Origin of the sequence: Streptomyces melanosporofaciens (assembly GCF_900105695.1) — a bacterium.
Lineage (GTDB): Bacteria > Actinomycetota > Actinomycetes > Streptomycetales > Streptomycetaceae > Streptomyces > Streptomyces antimycoticus.
In genome coordinates this window covers 213,890-233,889 of the sequence record NZ_FNST01000001.1, presented here as the reverse complement: position 1 = coordinate 233,889, position 20,000 = coordinate 213,890, and the positions used below count along the sequence as shown (strand labels likewise).

Genomic DNA, 20,000 nt, shown 5'->3' with positions numbered 1-20,000 from the left:
CTCGAACTCGCCCGTCACCCGCTGTTCCCCGCCGGTCGCCGCGACCCGCACACCCCCGCTCAGGAGAAGCGCAATGAGTTTCCGCATTGTCGTTACCGTGAAGTATGTGCCTGACGCCGCAGCCGACCGGCGCTTCGCCGATGACCTGACCGTCGACCGGGACGACGCGGACGGGCTGCTGTCGGAGCTGGACGAGTACGCGGTGGAACAGGCGCTGCGGATCGCCGAAAGCCGGGGCCAGAACGGTGACGACGCCGAGATCACGGTGGTCACGGTGGGGCCGCGGGACGCGGAGGACGCGCTGCGCAAGGCGCTGGCGATGGGTGCCGACAGGGCCATCCATGTGGAGGACGAGGCGCTGCACGGCACGGACGTGATCGGCACCTCACTGGTCCTGGCGAAGGCGATCGAGACGGCCGGATACGACCTGGTGGTCTCCGGAATGGCGGCCACGGACGGCGCGATGGGCGTGGTGCCGGCGCTGCTGGCCGAACGCCTGCGGGTGCCGCAGATGACGCTGCTGTCCGAGATCTCGGTCGAGGACGGCACGATCAGGGGCCGCCGGGACGGTGACACCGCCTCCGAGTGGCTGGAGTCCTCGCTGCCGGCGGTGGCCTCGGTGACGGATCAGTCGGGTGAGGTCCGCTACCCGTCGTTCAAGGGCATCATGGCGGCGAAGAAGAAGCCGGTCGAATCCTGGGGTCTGTCGGATCTGGGCATCGCTGCGGATGCGGTGGGCCTGAGCGGGGCCTGGACGACGGTGGACTCGGCGGCGGAGCGTCCGGCGCGTTCGGCCGGGACCGTGGTCGAGGACGGTGGCGTGGGGGGAAAGCGGCTGGCCGAGTTCCTGGCGAGCAGGAAGTTCATCTGAGGAGGGCATGGTCATGACTGAAGTGCTCGTTTACGTCGACCATGTGGACGGCGCGGTCCGCAAGCCCACCCTGGAGTTGCTGGCGCTGGCCCGTCGCCTCGGTGACCCGGTCGCGCTCGCGCTCGGTCCCGGCGCTCAGGACACCGCGGTCGCCTTGGCCGAACACGGCGTGGTGAGGGTGCTCGTGACGGATGCCCCCGAGTTCGCCGACTACCTCGTCGTGCCGAAGGTGGACGCCCTGCAGGCCGCCTACGAGCGGGTGTCCCCGGCGGCGGTGCTGATGCCGTCGTCCGGAGAGGGCAACGAGATCGCCGCCCGCCTCGCGCTCCGTATCGGCTCCGGGATCGTCACCGACGCCATCGACGTACGGCCCGGCGACGACGGCCTGGTGGCCACCCAGTCGGCGTTCGCGGCGGCCTTCACCCTCACTTCCCGCGTCACCAAGGGCGCACCGGTCATCACGGTCAAGCCGAACTCGGCGGCCGCGGAGGCGGCGCCGGCCGCGGGCGCGGTCGAGCCCCTCGCCGTCAGCTTCGGCGAGTCGGCCACGGGCAGCAGGGTCACAGCCCGTACCGCGCGGGAGTCGACGGGGCGCCCGGAGCTGACCGAGGCAGCGATCGTGGTCTCGGGTGGGCGCGGCCTGGGTGACGCAGTGAATTTCCACGTCATCGAGGCGCTCGCCGACTCCCTCGGCGCCGCGGTGGGTGCCTCGCGGGCGGCGGTGGACGCCGGCTGGTACCCGCACTCCCATCAGGTCGGGCAGACCGGCAAGAGCGTCTCCCCGCAGCTCTACATCGCCAACGGCATCTCCGGCGCCATCCAGCACCGGGCGGGCATGCAGACGTCGAAGACGATCGTCGCGGTGAACAAGGATCCGGACGCACCGATCTTCGACCTGGCCGACTTCGGTGTGGTCGGCGACCTCTTGCAGGTCGTCCCCCAGCTCACCGAGGAGATCAACGCCCGCAAGGGCTGAGTCACTCCCCGACGAGCTCCGTCCCCGGCGCGTGTGCCGCGCGCCGTTCCCTCGGCCACATAGGTGGGCCGCATGTCGCACTGGTGTCGACATTTCGTGATGCATGTTCCCTTTGCCTGAAAGGACTTCTCATGTGGGGCAGCGGAATCGGCCCGTCAGCCGTGGATGGCGCGGCATGACGGGCGTGGTGGAACGGCTCGGCGACTTCGCCGCCGGGATCGAACTCGACCAGGTGCCCGCGGCAGTCGTCGCGCGTGCCCAGGACTGCCTCGTGCACGCCCTGGTCGTCGGTGCGGCCGGGGCGGGGGTCGGGTTCGGCGAGACGGCGGAGGCGGCACTCGGTGACGGCGACAGCGGCGAGGCTCACCTGCTCGCCTCCGGCAGGACCGCGGCCGCGCCGCTCGCCGCCTTCGCGAACAGCGCGCTGCTGCACGCCCGCGCTCAGGAGGACACCCACGGAACGTTCCACCCCGGGGTGGCGACGATCCCCGCGGCTCTCGCGGCCGCGGAGGCCGAGCGCGTGGACGGCCCGACGTTCCTGGCCGCGGTGCTGGCCGGCTACGAGGTGGGTACGGCGATCTCCGACCCACTGACCGAGCAAACCACACCGCCGTTCCGGGCGACCGGCCTGTTCGGCCCGCTGGCCGCGGCCGCGGCGGCGGGACGCGCCCTCGGCCTGGGAGCCTCACCTCTCGCCTCGGCCCTGAGCCTGGCATCCGCCTTCGCGGGCGGCGGCAGCGAACCGTTCGCCGCCGGCACCGACGAATGGCATTACCAGACCGGTGTGGCCGCCATGAACGGCCTGCTCGCCGCGCGACTGGCCAAGGCCGGAGCGCGGGGCTCAACCAGCGCGATAGAGGGGCAGGCCGGGTTCCTCGACTGCTTCGTCCGAGGGCGGGCTCCACAGCCGGATGAGCTGGCGACCGAACTCGGCCGCCGCTGGAGGATCCTGGACGTCACCTTCAAGCCCTACCCGGTTTGCGCGTTCAACCAGACACCGGCCCTGGTCGCGGCACGGCTCGCCACCACGCATGGCGTCAAACCGGCAGAGGTGGCCTCGCTGGTCGTGCGGATGAACGAGCGCGAGGCCGTCTATCCCGGGGTGGGAACCGGCGGACCCTTCCAGGAGGTGGCACAGACGCTGATGAGCGTGCGGTTCGGCATCGCCGTCGCGTTGGCCGAAGGGCACATCACCTATGCGGCACTGACCCGCTTCGACGACCCGACGCTGCTCGACCTGGTCGAGCGCATCGTCATCGTCCCGGAGCCAGGCCGCCCGCCGAAGACGGCCGCCGCGACGCTCACGCTGGTCGACGGACGGCAGATCCGGACGGCGATCGAGGACTCCTCCGAGGAACTGTCCTGGGACTCGGCTGAGGTGCGGGACAACGCCCGGCGCCTACGGCCGGAGACCGGGTTCACCGAGGAAGGGCTCGAGGCCCTGTTCGCCGCCGTCGCAGCGCTGCCGGAGGCGAACAGCCTGGACGGGCTCCTGGGAGCGGTCCTTTCACGCCACTGAAACTTCCGGATACCGAGAAAGAACCCCCGGCAGGGGGCCGCGACGAATGCGGGCCTCCTCCTCGGACACAGAACGGACGCGGCCGCGCCGCGGGAAGGTGAAGCTTGAAATGTCACGTCGTGGAGCCGGTGACGTCGAGTACCGGCAGATGTACATCGGTGGCAAGTGGGTGGACGCCGAGACGGGAGAGACCTTCGAGACGGTCGACCCGTTCACCGGGAAGGTATGGGCGAGGGCTCCGCTCGGTGGGGCGGCCGACGTCCGCAAGGCCGTCCGGGCCGCGACCGACGCACTGAGCGGGCCATGGGGCACGATGTCCGCCTCGGCGAGGGGCAACCTCATCCGGCGCCTGGGGCAGCTCATCGCCGAGCACACGGAGGAACTCGCCGAGATCGAGACCACGGACAACGGCAAGGTCATCCGTGAGACCCGGGGCCATATGGCGGGGCTCCCCGCGACCTACGAGTACTTCGCCGGAGCCGCCGACAAGATCCAGGGGGCGACGATCCCCTCGCCGCACACCAACTTCCTCACCTACACCCGTCGGGAACCGATCGGCGTGGTGGCCGCCATCCTGCCCTGGAACAGCCCGCTGTACCTGCTGGCCAGCAAGCTCGCACCGGCGCTCGCCGCCGGATGCGCGTTCGTGGCCAAACCGGCCGAGCAGACCCCGATGTCCACCCTGAAGTTCGCTGAACTCGTCGCGGAAGCGGGATTCCCCGACGGGGTTTTCAACGTCGTGACCGGTGCCGGAGCGACCGGTGCCGCCCTGTCCGCCGACCCCGGAGTGGCCAAGGTGACCTTCACGGGCTCCACGGCGACCGGAACGGCCGTGATGAAGGCGGCCGCCGAGCACATCGCGGATGTGACCCTCGAACTCGGAGGCAAGTCCCCCAACATCGTCTTCGCCGACACCGACATCGAAGCCGCCATGAACGGGGTCATGGCCGGCATCTTCGCCGCGACGGGGCAGACCTGCATCGCCGGCAGCCGGCTGCTCGTCGCCCGGGAGATCCACGACGAACTGGTCGGCAAGCTGGCCGAACGCATCAAGACGATCAGGCTCGGTGACCCACTCGACACGGCCACGGAAGTGGGCCCCATCGCCTTCGACGGGCAGCTGGACAAGGTGTGCTCGTATGTGGAGATCGGCCTCGGCGAGGGAGCCACGTTGGTGTCCGGCGGACGCAGGCCGACCGGGGAAGACCTGCGCGACGGGTACTTCTTCGAGCCCACGATCCTCACCGGTGTGCGCAACGACATGCGGGTCGCCCGCGAGGAGATCTTCGGTCCCGTGCTGTCGGTCATCCCCTTCGACAGCGAGGAGGAAGCCGTCCGGATCGCCAACGACACCGCCTACGGCCTGGCCGCCGCGGTGTGGACGCGCGACATCCAGCGCGCCCACCGCGTCGCCCACCAGCTCAACGCCGGGTCCATCTGGATCAATTCCTACCGCGTGCTCGCCTACAACGTGCCGTACGGCGGCTTCCGGCAGAGCGGTATCGGCAGGGAGAACGGGCTCGAGGGCCTGGACGCCTATCTGCAGACGAAGTCGGTCTGGGTCGAGCTGACCGGTGCGAGCCGCGACCCGTTCAAGCTCGGCTGATCAATCAAGGAGTGATGGCATGTCGATCGAGACTGTTCCCAAGACCAGCCGCGCCGCGGTACTCACCGCACACGGCGAGCCCCTGGAGATCAGGGAGCTGCCCATTCCCACCGAGCTGGAGCCGGGAGCCCTGCTCGTCAAGATCGAGGCCGCCACGGTCTGCGGCTCCGACCTGCATCTGTGGGACGGGTCGCTGGCCGGCAGCCAGGCCCTCAGCCTGCCGGTGATCCCCGGACACGAGATGGTCGGCTCCGTGGTCCGCATCGGCGAGGGCGCGGAGCGTGACACCTTCGGTCAGCCGCTCCGGGCGGGCGACCGGATCTGCTTCACCCACGCGTCGTGCAACCAGTGCGAACACTGCCGTCTGGACAACCAGCCGACGCTGTGCGCGAACCGGCAGTACTACATGTTCACCAGTTGCGCCGAAGCCCCCTACCTCGTGGGCGGATTCGCCGAGTACTGCTACGTCTTCCCGAACTCGGGGCGGGTCAAGGTGCCGGACGAGGTGCCCACCGAGTGGGCCTCGGCCGCCAGCTGTGCCCTGCGGACGGTGGTGCACTCCTTCGACCGGATCGGCCGGCTCAACCCATGGGAGACCGTGGTCATCCAAGGCTCCGGCCCCCTCGGGCTGTTCGCCACCGCGCTCGCCGACCACCTCGGCGCCGAACGGGTCATCACCATCGGCGCCCCCGAGGACCGGCTGAAGATCGCCACCTCCTTCGGCGCCACCGACATCGTGTCCATCGCCGACGCCCCCGAACCGCGGGACCGTATCGACGCCGTCCGGGGGCTGCTCGGCGGGCGGGGAGCCGATGTCGTCTTCGAATTCTCCGGTGCGCGGACCGCGTTCACCGAAGGGCTCGGCATGATCAAGGAGGGCGGCCGTTACATGGTCACCGGCCAGATCGACGGACCGGGCAAGGAAGTGCCGGTGCGCCCCGGCTTCATCACCCGTCAGCAGCTGACCATCATGGGCACCTGGTCGGGCCACATCGCCGAGTACCGCAAGGCACTGCAGTTCATGAGGAACACCCGGCGCCGCTACGACTTCGGCACGCTCGTACCCCACCGCTACCCGCTGGAGCAGGCCACCGAGGCGCTCACCCGCATGCGCGCCCAACAGGACATCAAGCCCGTGCTCGTCCCCCACGCGACTGCGGCCCAGGTGTCGACATGAGGCCGCTCGACGGGCTGGTGGTCCTGGAGATGGGCCAGTACATCGCGGCCCCCTACTGCGCCATGATGCTGGCCGACCTCGGCGCCGATGTCATCAAGATCGAGCGTCCGGGCACCGGCGACCCGCGCCGGTCCTACGATCCCCTGATCGAGGACGAGAACGGCCGGCTCAGCGGCGGTTTTCTCAGCTACAACCGCAACAAGCGGTCGGTCACCCTGAACCTCACCACCGAGGAGGGCCGCGACGTCTACCGCCGGGTGGCGTCCCGTGCCGATGTCATCGTGGAAAACCTCCGTCCCGGCGCGGTCGACCGGCTCGGGCTCGGGTACGAGGTGCTGCGCCAGGACAACGAGCGGCTGATCTACTGTGCCATCAGCGGCTACGGCCGCTCGGCCGATCACCGTGGCGTCTACGCCGACCGGCCCGCGTTCGACACCGCGATCCAGGCCATGGGCGGTCTCATGGCGGTCACGGGTGAAGCGGACGGACCGCCGCTGCCCACGATCACCGGTTTCGCCGATCTCTTCACCGCCGTGCACGCCGCGTTCTCGGTGCTCGCCGCCCTGCGGGGCAGGGCCGTCACCGGACGGGGCACCTTCGTCGACCAGAGCATGTACGACTCGACGGCCTCGCTGCTCGAACGGGAGCTCATGCTCTGGGACTTCACCGGCCAGGAACGCCGCCGCGGAGTCGACGGCTACGCCCCGCTGGGTTCCCTGGAAGCCAGCGACGGGTACGTCGCCCTGATCATCCCCACGGACGAAATGTGGCGCCGGATGTGTGTGGCGATCGACCGTGAGGATCTCCTCAGTCATCCGAAGCTCGATTCGGTGCTGTCGCGAGCCGAGAACTTCTCGTCACTGATACGTCCGGAAGCCGAACGGTGGACCCGTTCGCGCACCCGCGGCGAGGTCGTCGCGCGGTTCTCCGAGATCGGACTGCCCGCGGGCGTGGTACAGACGGTGCCGGAGATCTATGAGTGCCCGCACCTGGCGGCACGCGCCATGTTCCTCGACATCGACGACGCGTACGCCGGCCCGCGGCGGATGATCCGCACACCGGCGCTGCTCGACGGTTATGAGCCGCCCCTCCCCCATTCCGCTCCCCAGCTCGGCGAGGACAACGAGGAGGTACTGCGTGAGCTGGCCGAGGCCACGCCGCAGGACCTCGCACGCTGGCGCCGGGCAGGCGTCATCTAGAAGCGGAGGCACACCCCATGGGACAGTCCGTCCTTTCCTTCCGGCCTGATGTCTTCACGGCCGACCCGCCCACCCTGCTGGCCTCACACTGCCCTGACTGCGGCAACAAGGCGTTCCCACCCCGTGACGTCTGTCCTTCGTGCGGCGCCCCCAGCGGAGACCAGGTCCCCCTGTCGCGCCGCGGCGAGATCTACTCCTACGCCGTCGTGCGCCAAGCACCGCCCGGTCTCGCGACCCCCTATGTGCTCGCCTACATCGACCTGCCCGAGGACGAGGTCCGGGTACTGGCGCGGGTCGAGGGCATCGCACCGGACGTGGTGCGTGTCGGCACCACGGTAGAGCTGGGAACACGCCCCGTGGACAACCCCGATGACACATCGATGATGTTCGTCTTCCGTGCCGAGGAGGCGTCATGACACTGGCCCCCGTCCACGTCGCGGGCGCGGGAATGATCCGCTTCGGCAAGTATCCGCGCGAGGTCACGCTCGAGACCATGGGCGCGAACGCCGCACGCCGGGCGATGACCGACGCCGGAGTCGGACCCGCCGACATCGAGGCCCTGTACGTGGGTCACGTCTTCGGCGGCCCCGTCGCGGGACAACGCATAGGCGCCCGCATCGGCCTGGCGGGCAAGCCGGTGAGCAACCACGAGAACTACTGCTCCAGCGGTGCCACCGCGCTGCGAGAGGCATGGATCGCCGTCGGCGCCGGTCTCTACGATCTCGTACTCGTTCTCGGCGTGGAGAAGATGACCGACCGCATCAAGGGTGGCGTACAGCCCGACGCGGGCGACCTCGACGCCGCGTCCGGCTTCGTCTTCGCCGCCGGGCACGCCCTGAGCGCCCGTCGCTACATGGCCGACTACGGCGCGACCCGCGAACAGATAGCCATGGTCGCGGTGAAGAACCACGCCCATTCGGTCATGAACCCGTATGCCCATTACCAGAAGCCGGTCTCGCTCGCGGACATATTGACGGCCCGCCCCATCGCGGAGCCGCTCGGGCTTCTCGACTGTTCGCCGATCAGCGACGGCGCTGCCGCGGTAGTGGTCGCCAGCCAGGCGGGGCTGCGACGGCTGGGGGTCGCCTCCGCGCCGAAGGTCGCCGGCTGCGCCCTGGTCAGCGGCACCGTCCAGACCGGACTCGGCGATGTGAACGAGGAGGATGTGTCACGACGGGCGGGTGAAGAGGCGTACCGCGTCTCGGGCATCGGCGCCGACGAGATCGACGTCGTCGAAATGCACGACTGCTTCACCATCGCCGAGATCGTGCGGCTGGAAGGACTCGGCGTGCTGCCCCGCGGAGAGGGAGCACGGCTGACCGAGGCGGGACACACCAGCCTCGGAGGCCGGCTCCCGGTCAATCCCAGCGGGGGCCTCCTCTCCCGGGGCCACCCGGTGGGCGCCACCGGAGTGGCGCAGATCTGTGAGCTGTTCTGGCAGCTGACGGACCGGGCCGGGGGCAGGCAGGTCGAGGGGGCGCGCACGGGGCTCGCCTACTGCAAGGGCGGGTCGGTGAGCGGCACGGACGGAGCCTCGGTCACCACAGTGATCATGACCCGATGACCCGATGACCCGATGACCCGATGGACCGGTGCGAGCCGACCCGGTCGGCCGCACCGGGCTCACTGAGCGCGGCGAAGCTCCATACGGTAGCCGTAGCGGCGCGGGTTGAAATGGGAGGCGGTGAATTCCACGAAGTTGCCCGCCGTGTCGTAGTACAGGCGCTCGATCAGCAAAATGGCGTCGCCGGGCTTGCAGCCGATCAACTCGGCTTCCTCGGCGGGGGCGTTCATCGCCGTGATGTCCTGGCGTGCACCGGCGACCGGTCGCTCCAGGAACGGCTCCGCGGAACCGATGACCGTTCCTTCTCCTTTCGTGGGGATGCCCTCCGCCCGCAGGGTGTCCCCCAGCTCCGGCGCGACGTAGTGGCGGGTGAGCACGAACGGCACCCCCTTGAAGGACCGGCGGACCAGCGCCCGGCTCACCTCGATGTAGGGCAGCTCAAGACGCTGCGCGATCGGCGGATCCACCTGAGTGGCGAACCGCTCGAGCACCTCGGTCTCCGTATGGGGCCAGACGACGATCTCGTCGAGCGAACCGATCGAGCGCAGATAGCGGCCGGACGACTGCCGTCCGCTCACATAGGTCCCGCTGCCCTGCACCCGGTAGATGAGCCCCTCTGTCAGCAGTGTCTGCAGCGCCTGACGGACGGTGTGCCGACTGACGTTGTACCTGGTCCGCAGCACCTCCTCCGTGGGCATCTTGCGCCCCTGGGCGTACACGCCCGCTTCGATGTCCGCGCGCAGCGCGTCGGTGAGCAGGCGGTACGCGGGCGTCTTGCGCGGTGGAGAAGCGGGCTGCTCTTTGTCCGTCACTGGGGTCTCATCCTGTCCGGGGCCCGGCGCTCACACCGGGCCGGCTGCGTCCTACCGCACCCAGAATAGAGCTTGTACGGACCAATTAACAAGCAAGTCAAGGTGCCCCACAGGGTCACCATCGCCTTTCACGCTTGCAGAACGGTTGACGTGCATCCCACGCCGTCCCTACAGTCCAAAAACGTACGTACAAATTTCAGAAGTTCATGGTGTCGGGACGAAGAGCCAGAGCTGTGCACCGTCCCCGTGAAACCACCGGCCCCCGTCGTCCGACTCATCTGCGTCTCGAACAAGGACTTCAACGATGAACTCCCTTCACACCGCCTCGGCGGTCACCGTCCGCAGGGCATCCGCACGGAGAATCCTCGCCGCGTCGGCGGCCGGGAACCTGCTCGAGTGGTTCGACTTCGCCATCTACGGCTTCTTCGCGGTCACCATCGGCGAGCTCTACTTCCCGTCGCACTCCCCGACTGGCTCGCTGATGGCCGCCCTCGCGGTGTTCGGCGTCGCCTTCGTCGTGCGACCCGCGGGCGGCTTCGTCCTCGGCCGGTTCGCCGACCGCGCGGGGCGCAAGCCCGCGCTGGCTCTTTCCGTCCTGCTGATGGGCGGGTCCACCACCCTGATCGCCTTCGTCCCCACCTACGGCGTCATCGGGGTCCTGGCGCCCGTCGCCATCGTCCTGCTGCGCTGTCTCCAGGGTTTTTCGGCCGGAGGCGAGTACGCCAGCGCGGCCACCTACCTGATCGAGTACGCACCACGGGCACGCCGCGGCCTGTGGAGCAGCGTCATCTCGGCGACCGCCGCGCTGGGAGTCCTGCTGGCCGGACTCACCGCGCTGGCCATCAGCGCGTGGCTGTCCGACGACCAGGCGAGCGCCTGGGGCTGGCGCCTCCCGTTCCTGCTCGCGGCCCCGCTGTCGATCGTGGGGCTGTACATGCGACTCAAGCTGGAGGACACGCCGGTCTACCGCGAGCTGGAGCAGAGGCAGCAAGTCGCCAAGGATCCCGTGCGCCGGCTCGGCCGGCATGGCATGGCTCGTATCGCCCTGGTGTTCGCCTGCACCGCCATGGCGGGCCTCGGCTTCTACTACCTGGCGGTCTACGTCGTCACCCACCTCACCACCGTGGTCGGCTGGGGCAAGACGGACGCTCTACTCCTCACGGTCGCCGGACTCGTCCTCTACTCGCTCCTCTGCCCGCTCGCCGGGATGGTCGGCGACCGCATCGGCCGCCGCAGGACGGTGGTCGCCGGTGGCATGGGCTTGGGCGTCATCGCCGTCCCGTGCTTCCTGCTCATCGGAACCGGCGACGTCGGACTCTCCCTCGTGGGCCTGACGCTGTTCGCCGCATTCGAGGCGCTGGTGAACGTCATGCTGGGCGTACTGCTCGTTGAGCTCTTCCCACCCCACACCCGCGTCAGCGGCGGCGCCATCGGCTTCAACCTCGCCCAGGCCGTGATCGGCGGCCCGGGGCCGCTGATCGCGGCAGCATTGGCCACCGGTACCGGCATCGCCTTCGCCCCGGCCTTCTACATCGCGGGCGTTGCGCTGATCGCCTCGGTGGCGCTCCTGCGCTACCTGCCCGAAACCCTCGGAGCCGATCTCTCCGAGCGCGGGGAACCCGCCCATGGGCCGGGAGCCACGACGCAGGCCGCCGCCGGCTGATCCCGGCGGACGCTCCCCCTGCGCTCCCCGCGCAGGAGGCAGCTCCTCCGGCGAGCTCTCCGGTGTCTGCGACGCGACCGGCGCGCACGGGCTTGGGAAGTGTGTCGCCCGGCCACTCCCCAGGCCCAGCGGGCTGCGCACCATTGCGCATCCGGCCTTCCCCCCACGGCCACCCGGCGCGGCTCCAAGGGCTCCATCGGAGCGGCCTGGTCAGCCGAGCGGGATGCTGATCGTCTTGGTCTCCAGATAACCCTCAAGGCCGTCACGGCCGCCTTCCCGGCCCAGCCCCGAGGTCTTGTAGCCGCCGAACGGGGCGGTCGGGGTGGCGACGAAGAGGCTGTTGACGCCGACCGTCCCGGTGCGCAGCCGGCGAGCGACGCGGACCGCCCTGGAGGTGTCGCGGGTGTAGACGCCGGCCGACAGACCGTACTCGGAATCGTTCGCGATGCGGATGGCCTCCTCCTCGGTGTCGAACGGGATGGCCACCAGCACCGGGCCGAACACCTCCTCGTGGGCGATTTCCATGTCGGGGGTGACATCGGTGAACAGGGTCGGCTCGACCCAGTTGCCACCCCCGGGGACGGTGATCCGGTTTCCGCCCATGACAGGCCGCGCACCCTCGGCAATCGCACCCTCGATCAGCTGCATGACCCGATCGGCCGCGGCCGGGTTCACCAGCGGAGTGGAGGTGACGGCCGGATCGAACGAGTCGCCCAGGTGGACCTTCTTGATCTGCTCGGCCGCGGCGGCGATGAAATCGTCGTACACGGACCGATGTACCAGCGCGCGGGTCTGGGTCGAGCACAGCTGTCCGGACAGGCCCATGGAGACCAGGCTCATCGCGTACTGCGCGGTCCGGCCGACGTCTTCGACGTCGTCGAACACGATGCTCGGACTCTTGCCGCCCAACTCCAGCTGCACGCGTTTGAGACCGGGGGCGGCGGCTGTGAGGATCTGCTCGCCGACGGAGCGACGCCCGGTGAAGGCGACCTTGTCGACCAGCGGGTGCGCCACCAGGGCCTGTGACGTGCTCGCCGTTCCCGGAACCAGGTTGAACACACCCGCCGGCAGATCGAGCCGCTCGATGAGTCGTGCGTAGAGCGCGGCGACGTTGCTGGCGTACTCCGACGGCTTGAAGACCACCGTGCAGCCGGCGGCAAGGGCGGGCGCGACCTTCTGGGCGAACTGCATCACCGGCGCGTTGAACGGGGTGATCGCCGCTACAACGCCCACCGGCTCCTTGACGGTGATCAACTGGTTGTTGATCTGTTCCGTGTAGACGGGCGGGGCGAGACCGTCGAGCTTGTCGATCCAGCCGGTGAAGTACTCGAAGACGTCGGCGGCGAAGTGCGCCGAGAACCGGAATCCGCCGCCGACGGTGACCGGAAGGCCGTTGTCGAGCGACTGAAGCCGGGCGAACTCACGCTCGTGGGCGCGGATCAGGTCACCGAGCGGACGCAGTGCCAGCTTGCGTTCGCGGGCGGTCATCCGCGCCCAGGGTCCCTCGTCGAAGGCGCGCCGGGCGGCGCGGACCGCGCGGTCGACTTCGTTGGAGGAGCTGACGCAGACCGTGAAGTCCGGTTCGCCGCTCGCCGGGTGATGGTGCTGCCACCGCTCATCCGTCACGGCGTCGTGCCAGGCGCCATCGATATAGGTGCGGGCGACGCCCGCACCCAGCTCGCGGGCGCGCTCGCTCATCGGTAAGCCACCGGTGGTGACGAGCACGCCGCTGGAAGTGCGGGTTTCGGTGGTCCCTTGGAGGTCTGGCATGTCGCTGCCCTTCATACGGGGGAAGTGGGGGCCGGGGTGGTCATTCGGAGCGTTGGTGGCGCAGCGTCGGCAGGGCCAGGACGATGCCCAGGAGAAGCGCGGCGGCGGCGATGCGCAGGATGCCGCCGAACCCCTGGGCCGTGAGGGCACCGGTCAGCTGCGGGCCCAGGCTGGCGCCGATGAACATGCTGCAGGCATAGAGAGCCACGGCCGCGCCGCGCGCGCGGGGGCGGTGGCGTTGACGGTCTCGACGACGGCGGGTGCCGCCGCCGCGACAGCGGCCACGAACAGCAGCAGTGCTAGCGCCAGCAGCAACGTATGGCCGCCGAGCAGGGATCCCGCTGCGACGGTGACGGCGGCCACGGCCATGGCGAGGACTATGCGCAGCGGTGCGGGGAAGCGCTGAAGGACGGAGGCGAGCAGGGGGATGGCGACCATGGCGGGCAACGCGCTGGCCCGCAGGGTCATGATGGCGGAGGAGCGTCCGGCGATACCGGGCGGCCCGGCGATGGCCACCGCCGTGTAGACGGCGACAAAGGCCGCCATCAAGGTCATGGTGGACGCGTACAGGGCGACCAGACGCGGCCGGCGCAGCAGCCGTGGCATCGCGGCGAATGCCTGGAGCAGACCGCCGCTGGTCTGACGGCTCGGTGTGGAGTGCAGGATGCGTCGCACGGGCAACAGGCCCAGGGCGATGAGCGCGGCGCTGAGCAGGAAGACCGCGCGCCAGCCCAGTGCGGCTTCGACCGCCTGGGCGCCGATCTGCATGAGCACGGCGGCGGCGAGCATGCCGCTGGTGACGCAGGTGAGAGCGATGCCCCGGCGATGCGGTGCGATGTGGTGGGCGACATAGGCGAACGCGGCGGGCGTGAACGTCGCGGCCGTCAGTCCCTGCAGGACGCGCAGGGCGATGCCCCAGGCGAGGTGGGGGGCGGCGCTGACCGCCGCGGTGGCGATCGTGGCCGCCACCAGTCCGGTGCTGATCACTGCGCGTGGTCCGTAACGGTCGGCCAGCGGCCCGGCGACCAGGAATCCGGTCGCGTAGGCGAAGCCGAACGCCGTGGCCGTCCAGGTCACCTGCCCCGATGTGGTGGCCCATGAGTCCGCCATCGGGTGGAGCATGGCCAGGACCGTGTACATCTGGCCGACGACCAGGACGCCGAGTGTGGTCAGCAGTGCGATGGTCGCCGCGGCAGGCGCCCAGGCCGGGGGCTGCTCCGGGGCACTGGCCACTGGTACGGACGGTCCGGGAGAGGTGGTGGGGAGGGACACGAGAACTCCAGATGTGGCGCGTGGCCGGTTGGCCGCACGGTGCGCAGAGCGAGGTGGGCGCCGCCGGGCGAGAAATGACCAGAAGCCACCGGCGATGGTGGGAGAGTGCCGCTCAGCCGACGGGAGTGCTCAGCACGTGCTCACGTGAGGCGCGCACCTGGTCCCGGAGGGCGGGCAGGTCGACGTCGAGGACCTGGCCGTTCCATTTGCGGGGTTCGCCGTTGACGAGGACGGCGCTGATGTTGCGGGCGTCGGACCCCAGGACGACGGTTCCGATGGGGTCGTTGAGGGGCATGTTGTTCAGGTCCTCGGCCTGGATGACCAGCAGGTCGGCCCTCTTGCCGGGGGTGAGTGAGCCGGTGACCCCGGCCAGCCCGTTGGTGTGGGCGCCCTGGAGGGTGGCGAAGTCCAGGACGTCGCGGGTGGTGATGCGGGACGGCTGTCGATCGGTGTCGTAAACCGCGTTGACCGCGCGCATCCGCTGGATGGCGTGCAGCGCCCGCATCTGGGTGAACATGTCGCTGGCCAGGGCGACTTCGACATCGATGCTCAGACCGGGACGGATGCCGACGGCCAGCGCCTCATCGACCGCCGGGATGGCGGTTTCCAGTCCGATCTGTGCGTCGGAGGTGGGAGCGAGGGCCACGGTGGTACCGGACTCTCCCATCGCGCTCCATGCCTCGGAGGTCAGGCCGGTCGCGTGGATCAGGGTGACGTCGGGAGCGAGGATGCCGTCCTTCGCCCAGCGCAGGACGGCTTCGGAGGACGACGCGCCGAAGACCGCGTCGACGCTCACCCCGATGCCCAACTCCTGGGCGACTCGGGCGAGCTGGGGTCCGTAGGCGAGGGCCGGTCCGGCGATCTCCTCGGTGGCCAGCGTGGCCAGGCGCAGTGTCAGCAACTGGTCATCGCTGCTGAAGTACCGGTCCTTGAGCCGGGTCAGGTCGCCGGGCCACTGCCGATCCCAGTCGCCGAAGTGCGGGCCCATGGAGGCGTGCACACCACGGATGCCGGTGTCGAGGAGGGCTTGGATGGCGGCGTCGGAATGCTCGCGGGTGCGGGAGTTGTGGGAGAAGTCCAGCATGCAGGTGATGCCGCTGTCGATCGCCGTCAGGGCGGCCAGTTTGGTGCCGATGTACATGTCCTCGGGCCGGTAGACCGTGGCGTATCCGGCCAGCGTGGCCATGACGTAGCCACCGAGGTCGTCGACGTCCGGCATGATCCGTCGCAGTTGCGCCTCCCAGGCGTGCCGGTGGGTGTCGACGAAACCGGGGGTGAGGATCGCGCCGGTGGCGTCGACGACCACCGCGTCACGCGCGCCCAGGTCGGGTCCGACCGCCACGATGGTGTCGCCCTCGACGAGCAGGTCGGCGCGGTCGAGGACGCCGAGTGCCGGGTCCATGGTGACGATGGTCGCGCCGGTGAACAGGATGCGCCGTCGTGGGTCGGCGGACTGGTGGCGCAGCTGATCGAGCGCGGCGGCGCTGGTCGTGTCGTTGACGTCCATGAAGCGTCCTCCTCGTGGCCGGGGCGGTGGGTCCGCGCGGCACTGCTTCTGGACTCAGCTTCGTCCCGCCCAGCACGGGCAACCAGGCCGCCGTTTCCCCGGGAGTCCCACACCCACGATCGCGGCGTGACGGACGCGGTCACAGCCGGGCCCCGGTGGTGAGGGGGCCCGGAAACCGATGACGGAAGTGGGGTTACTTCTGCGTGGGAGCGAGATCCTGCTGGGTCATATCGCGGTCCGCGGCCGCGGCTTTCCCGGCCAGCGAGTGCCACAGCGCGAACGCGTCCGCGGTCGGGCTCGCCGGTTCGGCCTGGTAGACGACGAGCTGCTGGTGCGGGGCGCCGTTGACGGTGAAGGCGGAGAACTGGATCTCGAGGTCGCCCACCTGTGGATGCCTGAGGTTCTTTCCCTCCTGGGACTTGCTCTTCACCTCATGCCTGGCCCACAGCTCGGCGAACTCACCGCTGCTCGCCGAGAGGGTTTCGACGACCTCGGCGATCCGCGGGGACTCGGGGTCGTACCCATAGGCCGCACGGAGTTCCGCGACACAGGACTGGGCGGCCCTGTCCCAGTCCCGGTAGAAATCGCGGCCCGCCGGGTCGGCGAACACCATACGGGCGAGATTGTCGAACCGCTCGAAGCCACTGTGCAGCGCGGTGGCGAGGGCGTTGCCCGCCAGCACGTCCAACGCGGGGCCGAGAAGGAAGGCCGGAGCATGAGGCCAGCTGTCCATGAGCTGAAGAAGTTGCGGACTGACATCCGCCTGGCCCGAGCCACGGCGCTCGCGCCGGCCGAGGGTAAGCCTGCGCAGGTGATCGGTGGCCTCGTCATCCAGTCGCAGCGCCTGGGCCACAGCGTCGATGACCTGGGGCGAGGGGCTGTTCTCCCGGCCCTGCTCGATCCGCATGTAATAGTCCGCGCTCACCCCCGCCAGCAGGGCGACCTCCTCCCTGCGGAGCCCCGGAACACGGCGTCGACCGCCCGCCGGCAGGCCCACATCCTGCGGGGTGAGGGCTTCGCGCCGTGCTCTGAGGAAGGCGCCCAACGGCGTTGTATCGCTCATATCGCCAGGCTAGAGGAATGGGCCGCCGGCCGTATTGAAGCGATCAATAGATCTCCCTACTTCTGCGGTATCGTCCGGGCACCGCTGTCGGCAAGGGGTTCCCCCGACCATGCCGCCAGGAGCCGTAGGGCGGTCTCGGAGGGCGACCCCGGCTCGGTGGTGTAGACGAACAGGGTCTGGTCGGTCCCGCCGGGCAGGGCGAGAGCCTGGTACGTCACCGTGAGGTCACCGACGACCGGGTGGTGGTACCGCTTGGTTCCCTCGGTGCGCTCGTGCACCCGGCGCTCGGCCCAGTACTCGCGGAAGCACTCGCTGTGAGCCGCGAGTTCCACGACCAGCTCACCAAGCCGCGGATCGTCGGGGTGGCGCCCCGCGTCCATGCGCAGCATCGCGGCCGTGTCCGCGGCGACGGCTTCCCAGTCCGCGTACAACGTGTGCGCGGCGGGGTCGAGGAAGACGAACCGGGCCTGGTTCCGCTCATGCGCGGGCATGGCGTCGAAGTCGGCGATCAGCGCACGAGCCAGCGGGTTCGTGGCCACCACGGCGGTGTGCCGTCCCAGGACGAACGCGGGGCAGTAGGCCGCGTCGAGCGTGGTGAGCAGCTGGCGGGCCGCCGGGCTGATGCGCTCGGGCGGGGCGGACCCGACCTGGCGGGGCTGGGCGGGACGCCGATTCGCCAAATCAAACAAATGTGCGTGCTCGGTGTCGTTCAAGCGCAGCGCGATCGCCAGCGCCTGGAGGATCTCGGGCGACGCGGTACGGCTGCGCCCCTGCTCCAGGCGGGTGTAGTAGTCGACACTGACGCCCGCCAGCTGGGCGAGTTCCTCACGGCGCAGCCCGGGAACCCTGCGCCGCGCGGTCCTCGGCATTCCGGCGGCGACCGGGTCCAGCCGGCCACGGCACGAACGCAGGAATGCTCCAAGCTCCACGATGTGATCCATACCGCCATTCTGCGCCGCGCCCATCGCCACGTAGCGGCGGAAGAGTGGCCCTAATGCTCCCAGGATAAAAAGGGCGGGCCCGGACGACGGTTCATCGCCCCTCCCCGGCACACCGAGATCATCGTCCCTGCGCCCTATCGGGGTCCACTGGCCCGGACGTGCTCCGGCCGACCCGCATCACCGCGCCTGGGTATGGCGCACCCAGGAAATACCTGGCCTTCATCCGCGCGACCCGAGCCGCGAGTCTCGATTGTGCGCACACGGCGGCGAACGAAATGCGGCAGCCGGTGCGGATTCACACGAAGGGATACCGACCATGAACACACCGGATACACCGGTCTGGCTGGTGACGGGCTGCTCAACCGGTTTCGGCCGGAGCATCGCGGCTCACCTGCTGGATCAGGGCTATCGGGTCGTGGCCACCGCCCGCAAGACCGAGCAGCTCAAGGATCTGGCGGAGCGCGGGGACGCCCTCATCCTGCCGCTCGACGTCACCAGCGACAGCAGTGTCGCCGAGGCCGTGCGACGCGCGGAGGAGCACTTCGGACACATCGACGTCCTGGTCAACAACGCCGGTATCGGCTACTTCGCGGCGATCGAGGAGAGCGACCCGGCAGCGATCGAGAAGCTCTTCGACGTCAACTTCCATGGGGTCTCGCGGATGGTGCGTGCCGTGCTGCCGGGCATGCGCGCCCGGCGCTCCGGTTCCATCGTCAATCTGACGTCTGTCGGCGGCCTCCTCGGCCATCCGGCCGTGGGCTACTACTGCGCCACGAAGTTCGCGGTCGAAGGGTTCTCCGAGTCCCTGCACAGCGAAGTCGCGTCGCTCGGCATCCACGTCATGTGCGTCGAGCCGGGCGCGTTCCGCACCGACTGGGCCGGTTCCTCTCAGGAGACGCAGACACCGATCGCGGACTACGACGCCACCGCAGGCCAGGCCCGGCGCGACTACAACGCCTCCGTCGGCACCCAGCCCGGCGATCCGGCACGCGCTGCCCAGGCCATCGAAGTGGCGGTCACCGCCCCGACACCGCCACGCCATCTGCTGCTGGGCAACATCGCCTATGACGCCGCTGTCGCCAAGCTCGACGATCTGCGCGGTGAATTCGGGACCTGGGAGAGCACGGCCCGCGGGGCCGACTTCCCCACCACGGCCTGACCTCGCTCCTACCGGAAATCACCCCTCAAAGGATCACTGTCAATGAACCGTTTCCAGAACAAGGTCGCCGTGATCACCGGCGGCGGCTCCGGTATCGGCCTGGCCACCGCCCGCCGCCTCCTCGACGAAGGCGCCTGCGTCGTCATCTCCGGCCGCCGCAAGGAGCGCCTGCGGAAGGCCGCGGAGAACATGCCCGCCGACCGCCTGCTGGTCTTCCCCGCCGACGTCTCCGTCCGCGAGGACTGCGACGCCCTCATCGCCGCGGCCATCGAACGCTTCGGCCGCCTGGACACCCTCGTCAACGCCGCCGGCATGAACCTCGTCGGCACCCTCGAGGACACCACCGACGAGGACTGGCACAAGTGCCTCGGTGCCGATCTCAGCAGCGTCTTCTACACCACCCGCGCGGCTCTCCCCCACCTGCGCGCCGTCAAGGGATCCATCGTCAACATCGGATCCGTCTCCTCCCTCGGCGGCGGCTGGTCCCATGCCGGCTACAACGCCGTCAAGGCCGCCGTCGCCAACCTCACCCGCTCCATCGCCTGTGACGAAGGGAAGAACGGCGTCCGCGCCAACACGGTCTGCCCCGGCCTGACCGTGACCGAAATGGTCGACGCCATCATGGACGACGACGCCCTCCTCGAAAAGGCGTGGGAGCGCATCCCCCTGCGGCGCGCCGCCCAGGCCGATGAGGTCGCCTCCGCCGTGGCCTACCTGGCCAGCGACGAGGCCGCCATCGTCACCGGCGTCACGCTCCCCGTCGACGGTGGCCAGACCTGCACCGACGGCGGTCCCGAGTGGGGCAAGTAAGCCACTCGGCGTCCACCAGTGCCGCCCCGGTGCGTGCCCTCAGTTCCCGACATACTCCAAACCCGTCCGTGTCGCTCATACTGGAGTTCTC

18 protein-coding genes are annotated in these 20,000 nt (G+C 69.6%); 11 read left to right on the top strand and 7 right to left on the bottom strand.

Features of this window, described 5'->3' with window-relative positions:
• The first annotated feature begins 73 nt into the window (after positions 1-73).
• From BLV72_RS01225 to BLV72_RS01190, 8 genes are all read left to right on the top strand, one after another.
• Positions 74-871, top strand: coding sequence for an electron transfer flavoprotein subunit beta/FixA family protein (locus BLV72_RS01225; protein WP_093459667.1), 798 nt, complete (start codon positions 74-76; stop codon positions 869-871).
• 13 nt (positions 872-884) lie between these two features.
• Complete coding sequence (locus BLV72_RS01220; RefSeq protein WP_093460011.1) at positions 885-1,847, top strand: electron transfer flavoprotein subunit alpha/FixB family protein; 963 nt, start codon at positions 885-887, stop codon at positions 1,845-1,847.
• Positions 1,848-2,022: 175 nt separating this feature from the next.
• Complete coding sequence (locus BLV72_RS01215) at positions 2,023-3,366, top strand: MmgE/PrpD family protein (RefSeq protein WP_167746231.1); 1,344 nt, start codon at positions 2,023-2,025, stop codon at positions 3,364-3,366.
• A 109-nt stretch (positions 3,367-3,475) separates the two neighbouring features.
• Positions 3,476-4,972, top strand: a complete 1,497-nt coding sequence (locus BLV72_RS01210) for an aldehyde dehydrogenase (protein ID WP_093459664.1) — start codon at positions 3,476-3,478, stop codon at positions 4,970-4,972.
• A gap of 19 nt (positions 4,973-4,991) precedes the next feature.
• Complete coding sequence (locus BLV72_RS01205) at positions 4,992-6,149, top strand: zinc-binding dehydrogenase (RefSeq protein ID WP_093459662.1); 1,158 nt, start codon at positions 4,992-4,994, stop codon at positions 6,147-6,149.
• Complete coding sequence (locus BLV72_RS01200) at positions 6,146-7,348, top strand: CaiB/BaiF CoA transferase family protein (RefSeq protein WP_093459661.1); 1,203 nt, start codon at positions 6,146-6,148, stop codon at positions 7,346-7,348. Before BLV72_RS01205 ends, BLV72_RS01200 begins: the two co-directional genes overlap by 4 nt.
• Positions 7,349-7,365: 17 nt before the next feature.
• On the top strand, positions 7,366-7,764 hold the full coding sequence (locus BLV72_RS01195) for a Zn-ribbon domain-containing OB-fold protein (protein ID WP_093459659.1): 399 nt from the start codon (positions 7,366-7,368) through the stop codon (positions 7,762-7,764).
• Entirely contained in the window at positions 7,761-8,912 is a 1,152-nt protein-coding gene (locus BLV72_RS01190; RefSeq protein ID WP_093459658.1) for a thiolase family protein, read from the top strand. Before BLV72_RS01195 ends, BLV72_RS01190 begins: the two co-directional genes overlap by 4 nt.
• A 59-nt stretch (positions 8,913-8,971) precedes the next feature.
• On the opposite strand, the gene BLV72_RS01185 is transcribed toward BLV72_RS01190, so the two are convergent.
• Positions 8,972-9,724 carry a GntR family transcriptional regulator gene (locus tag BLV72_RS01185; RefSeq protein ID WP_208905452.1) on the bottom strand — a complete coding sequence of 251 codons (753 nt, stop codon included), beginning with the start codon at positions 9,722-9,724 and terminating at the stop codon, positions 8,972-8,974.
• Between the two features lie 304 nt (positions 9,725-10,028).
• Here BLV72_RS01185 and BLV72_RS01180 point away from each other — a divergent pair, with 304 nt between their 5' ends.
• A complete protein-coding gene (locus BLV72_RS01180; RefSeq protein WP_093459656.1) occupies positions 10,029-11,387 on the top strand; it encodes an MFS transporter in 1,359 nt (452 codons plus the stop codon).
• Between the two features lie 210 nt (positions 11,388-11,597).
• On the opposite strand, the gene BLV72_RS01175 is transcribed toward BLV72_RS01180, so the two are convergent.
• The 6 genes from BLV72_RS01175 to BLV72_RS01155 all read right to left on the bottom strand — a co-directional run bounded on the left by BLV72_RS01175 (position 11,598) and on the right by BLV72_RS01155 (position 17,940).
• Positions 11,598-13,085, bottom strand: coding sequence for an aldehyde dehydrogenase family protein (locus BLV72_RS01175; protein WP_208905451.1), 1,488 nt, complete (start codon positions 13,083-13,085; stop codon positions 11,598-11,600).
• A gap of 112 nt (positions 13,086-13,197) precedes the next feature.
• On the bottom strand, positions 13,198-13,344 hold the full coding sequence (locus tag BLV72_RS49235; RefSeq protein WP_244320542.1) for a hypothetical protein: 147 nt from the start codon (positions 13,342-13,344) through the stop codon (positions 13,198-13,200).
• Positions 13,311-14,429, bottom strand: a complete 1,119-nt coding sequence (locus BLV72_RS01170; protein WP_244320541.1) for an MFS transporter — start codon at positions 14,427-14,429, stop codon at positions 13,311-13,313. The genes BLV72_RS49235 and BLV72_RS01170 overlap by 34 nt, the downstream gene beginning before the upstream one ends.
• A 112-nt stretch (positions 14,430-14,541) precedes the next feature.
• Entirely contained in the window at positions 14,542-15,936 is a 1,395-nt protein-coding gene (locus tag BLV72_RS01165; RefSeq protein ID WP_093459655.1) for an amidohydrolase family protein, read from the bottom strand.
• Positions 15,937-16,129: 193 nt separating this feature from the next.
• Complete coding sequence (locus BLV72_RS01160) at positions 16,130-16,999, bottom strand: helix-turn-helix transcriptional regulator (RefSeq protein ID WP_093459653.1); 870 nt, start codon at positions 16,997-16,999, stop codon at positions 16,130-16,132.
• 56 nt (positions 17,000-17,055) lie between these two features.
• On the bottom strand, positions 17,056-17,940 hold the full coding sequence (locus BLV72_RS01155) for a helix-turn-helix domain-containing protein (RefSeq protein WP_093460008.1): 885 nt from the start codon (positions 17,938-17,940) through the stop codon (positions 17,056-17,058).
• A 316-nt stretch (positions 17,941-18,256) separates the two neighbouring features.
• On the opposite strand from BLV72_RS01155, the gene BLV72_RS01150 reads away from it, so the two are divergent.
• A complete protein-coding gene (locus BLV72_RS01150) occupies positions 18,257-19,099 on the top strand; it encodes an oxidoreductase (RefSeq protein WP_093459652.1) in 843 nt (280 codons plus the stop codon).
• Positions 19,100-19,141: 42 nt separating this feature from the next.
• The gene (gene budC, locus BLV72_RS01145; protein ID WP_093459650.1) at positions 19,142-19,909 is read left to right on the top strand and encodes a meso-2,3-butanediol dehydrogenase; all 768 of its coding nucleotides are present in this window, start codon (positions 19,142-19,144) and stop codon (positions 19,907-19,909) included.
• The last annotated feature ends 91 nt before the right edge of the window (positions 19,910-20,000 follow it).

Coding starts and splice junctions, on each gene's coding strand:
- BLV72_RS01225 (WP_093459667.1), top strand. CDS start 74: ATGAGTTTCCGCATTGTCGTTACCGTGAAGTATGTGCCTGACGCCGCA.
- BLV72_RS01220 (WP_093460011.1), top strand. CDS start 885: ATGACTGAAGTGCTCGTTTACGTCGACCATGTGGACGGCGCGGTCCGC.
- BLV72_RS01215 (WP_167746231.1), top strand. CDS start 2,023: ATGACGGGCGTGGTGGAACGGCTCGGCGACTTCGCCGCCGGGATCGAA.
- BLV72_RS01210 (WP_093459664.1), top strand. CDS start 3,476: ATGTCACGTCGTGGAGCCGGTGACGTCGAGTACCGGCAGATGTACATC.
- BLV72_RS01205 (WP_093459662.1), top strand. CDS start 4,992: ATGTCGATCGAGACTGTTCCCAAGACCAGCCGCGCCGCGGTACTCACC.
- BLV72_RS01200 (WP_093459661.1), top strand. CDS start 6,146: ATGAGGCCGCTCGACGGGCTGGTGGTCCTGGAGATGGGCCAGTACATC.
- BLV72_RS01195 (WP_093459659.1), top strand. CDS start 7,366: ATGGGACAGTCCGTCCTTTCCTTCCGGCCTGATGTCTTCACGGCCGAC.
- BLV72_RS01190 (WP_093459658.1), top strand. CDS start 7,761: ATGACACTGGCCCCCGTCCACGTCGCGGGCGCGGGAATGATCCGCTTC.
- BLV72_RS01180 (WP_093459656.1), top strand. CDS start 10,029: ATGAACTCCCTTCACACCGCCTCGGCGGTCACCGTCCGCAGGGCATCC.
- BLV72_RS01175 (WP_208905451.1), bottom strand. CDS start 13,085: ATGAGCGAGCGCGCCCGCGAGCTGGGTGCGGGCGTCGCCCGCACCTAT.
- BLV72_RS49235 (WP_244320542.1), bottom strand. CDS start 13,344: ATGTTCATCGGCGCCAGCCTGGGCCCGCAGCTGACCGGTGCCCTCACG.
- BLV72_RS01165 (WP_093459655.1), bottom strand. CDS start 15,936: ATGGACGTCAACGACACGACCAGCGCCGCCGCGCTCGATCAGCTGCGC.
- BLV72_RS01160 (WP_093459653.1), bottom strand. CDS start 16,999: ATGAGCGATACAACGCCGTTGGGCGCCTTCCTCAGAGCACGGCGCGAA.
- BLV72_RS01155 (WP_093460008.1), bottom strand. CDS start 17,940: ATGGATCACATCGTGGAGCTTGGAGCATTCCTGCGTTCGTGCCGTGGC.
- BLV72_RS01150 (WP_093459652.1), top strand. CDS start 18,257: ATGAACACACCGGATACACCGGTCTGGCTGGTGACGGGCTGCTCAACC.
- budC (WP_093459650.1), top strand. CDS start 19,142: ATGAACCGTTTCCAGAACAAGGTCGCCGTGATCACCGGCGGCGGCTCC.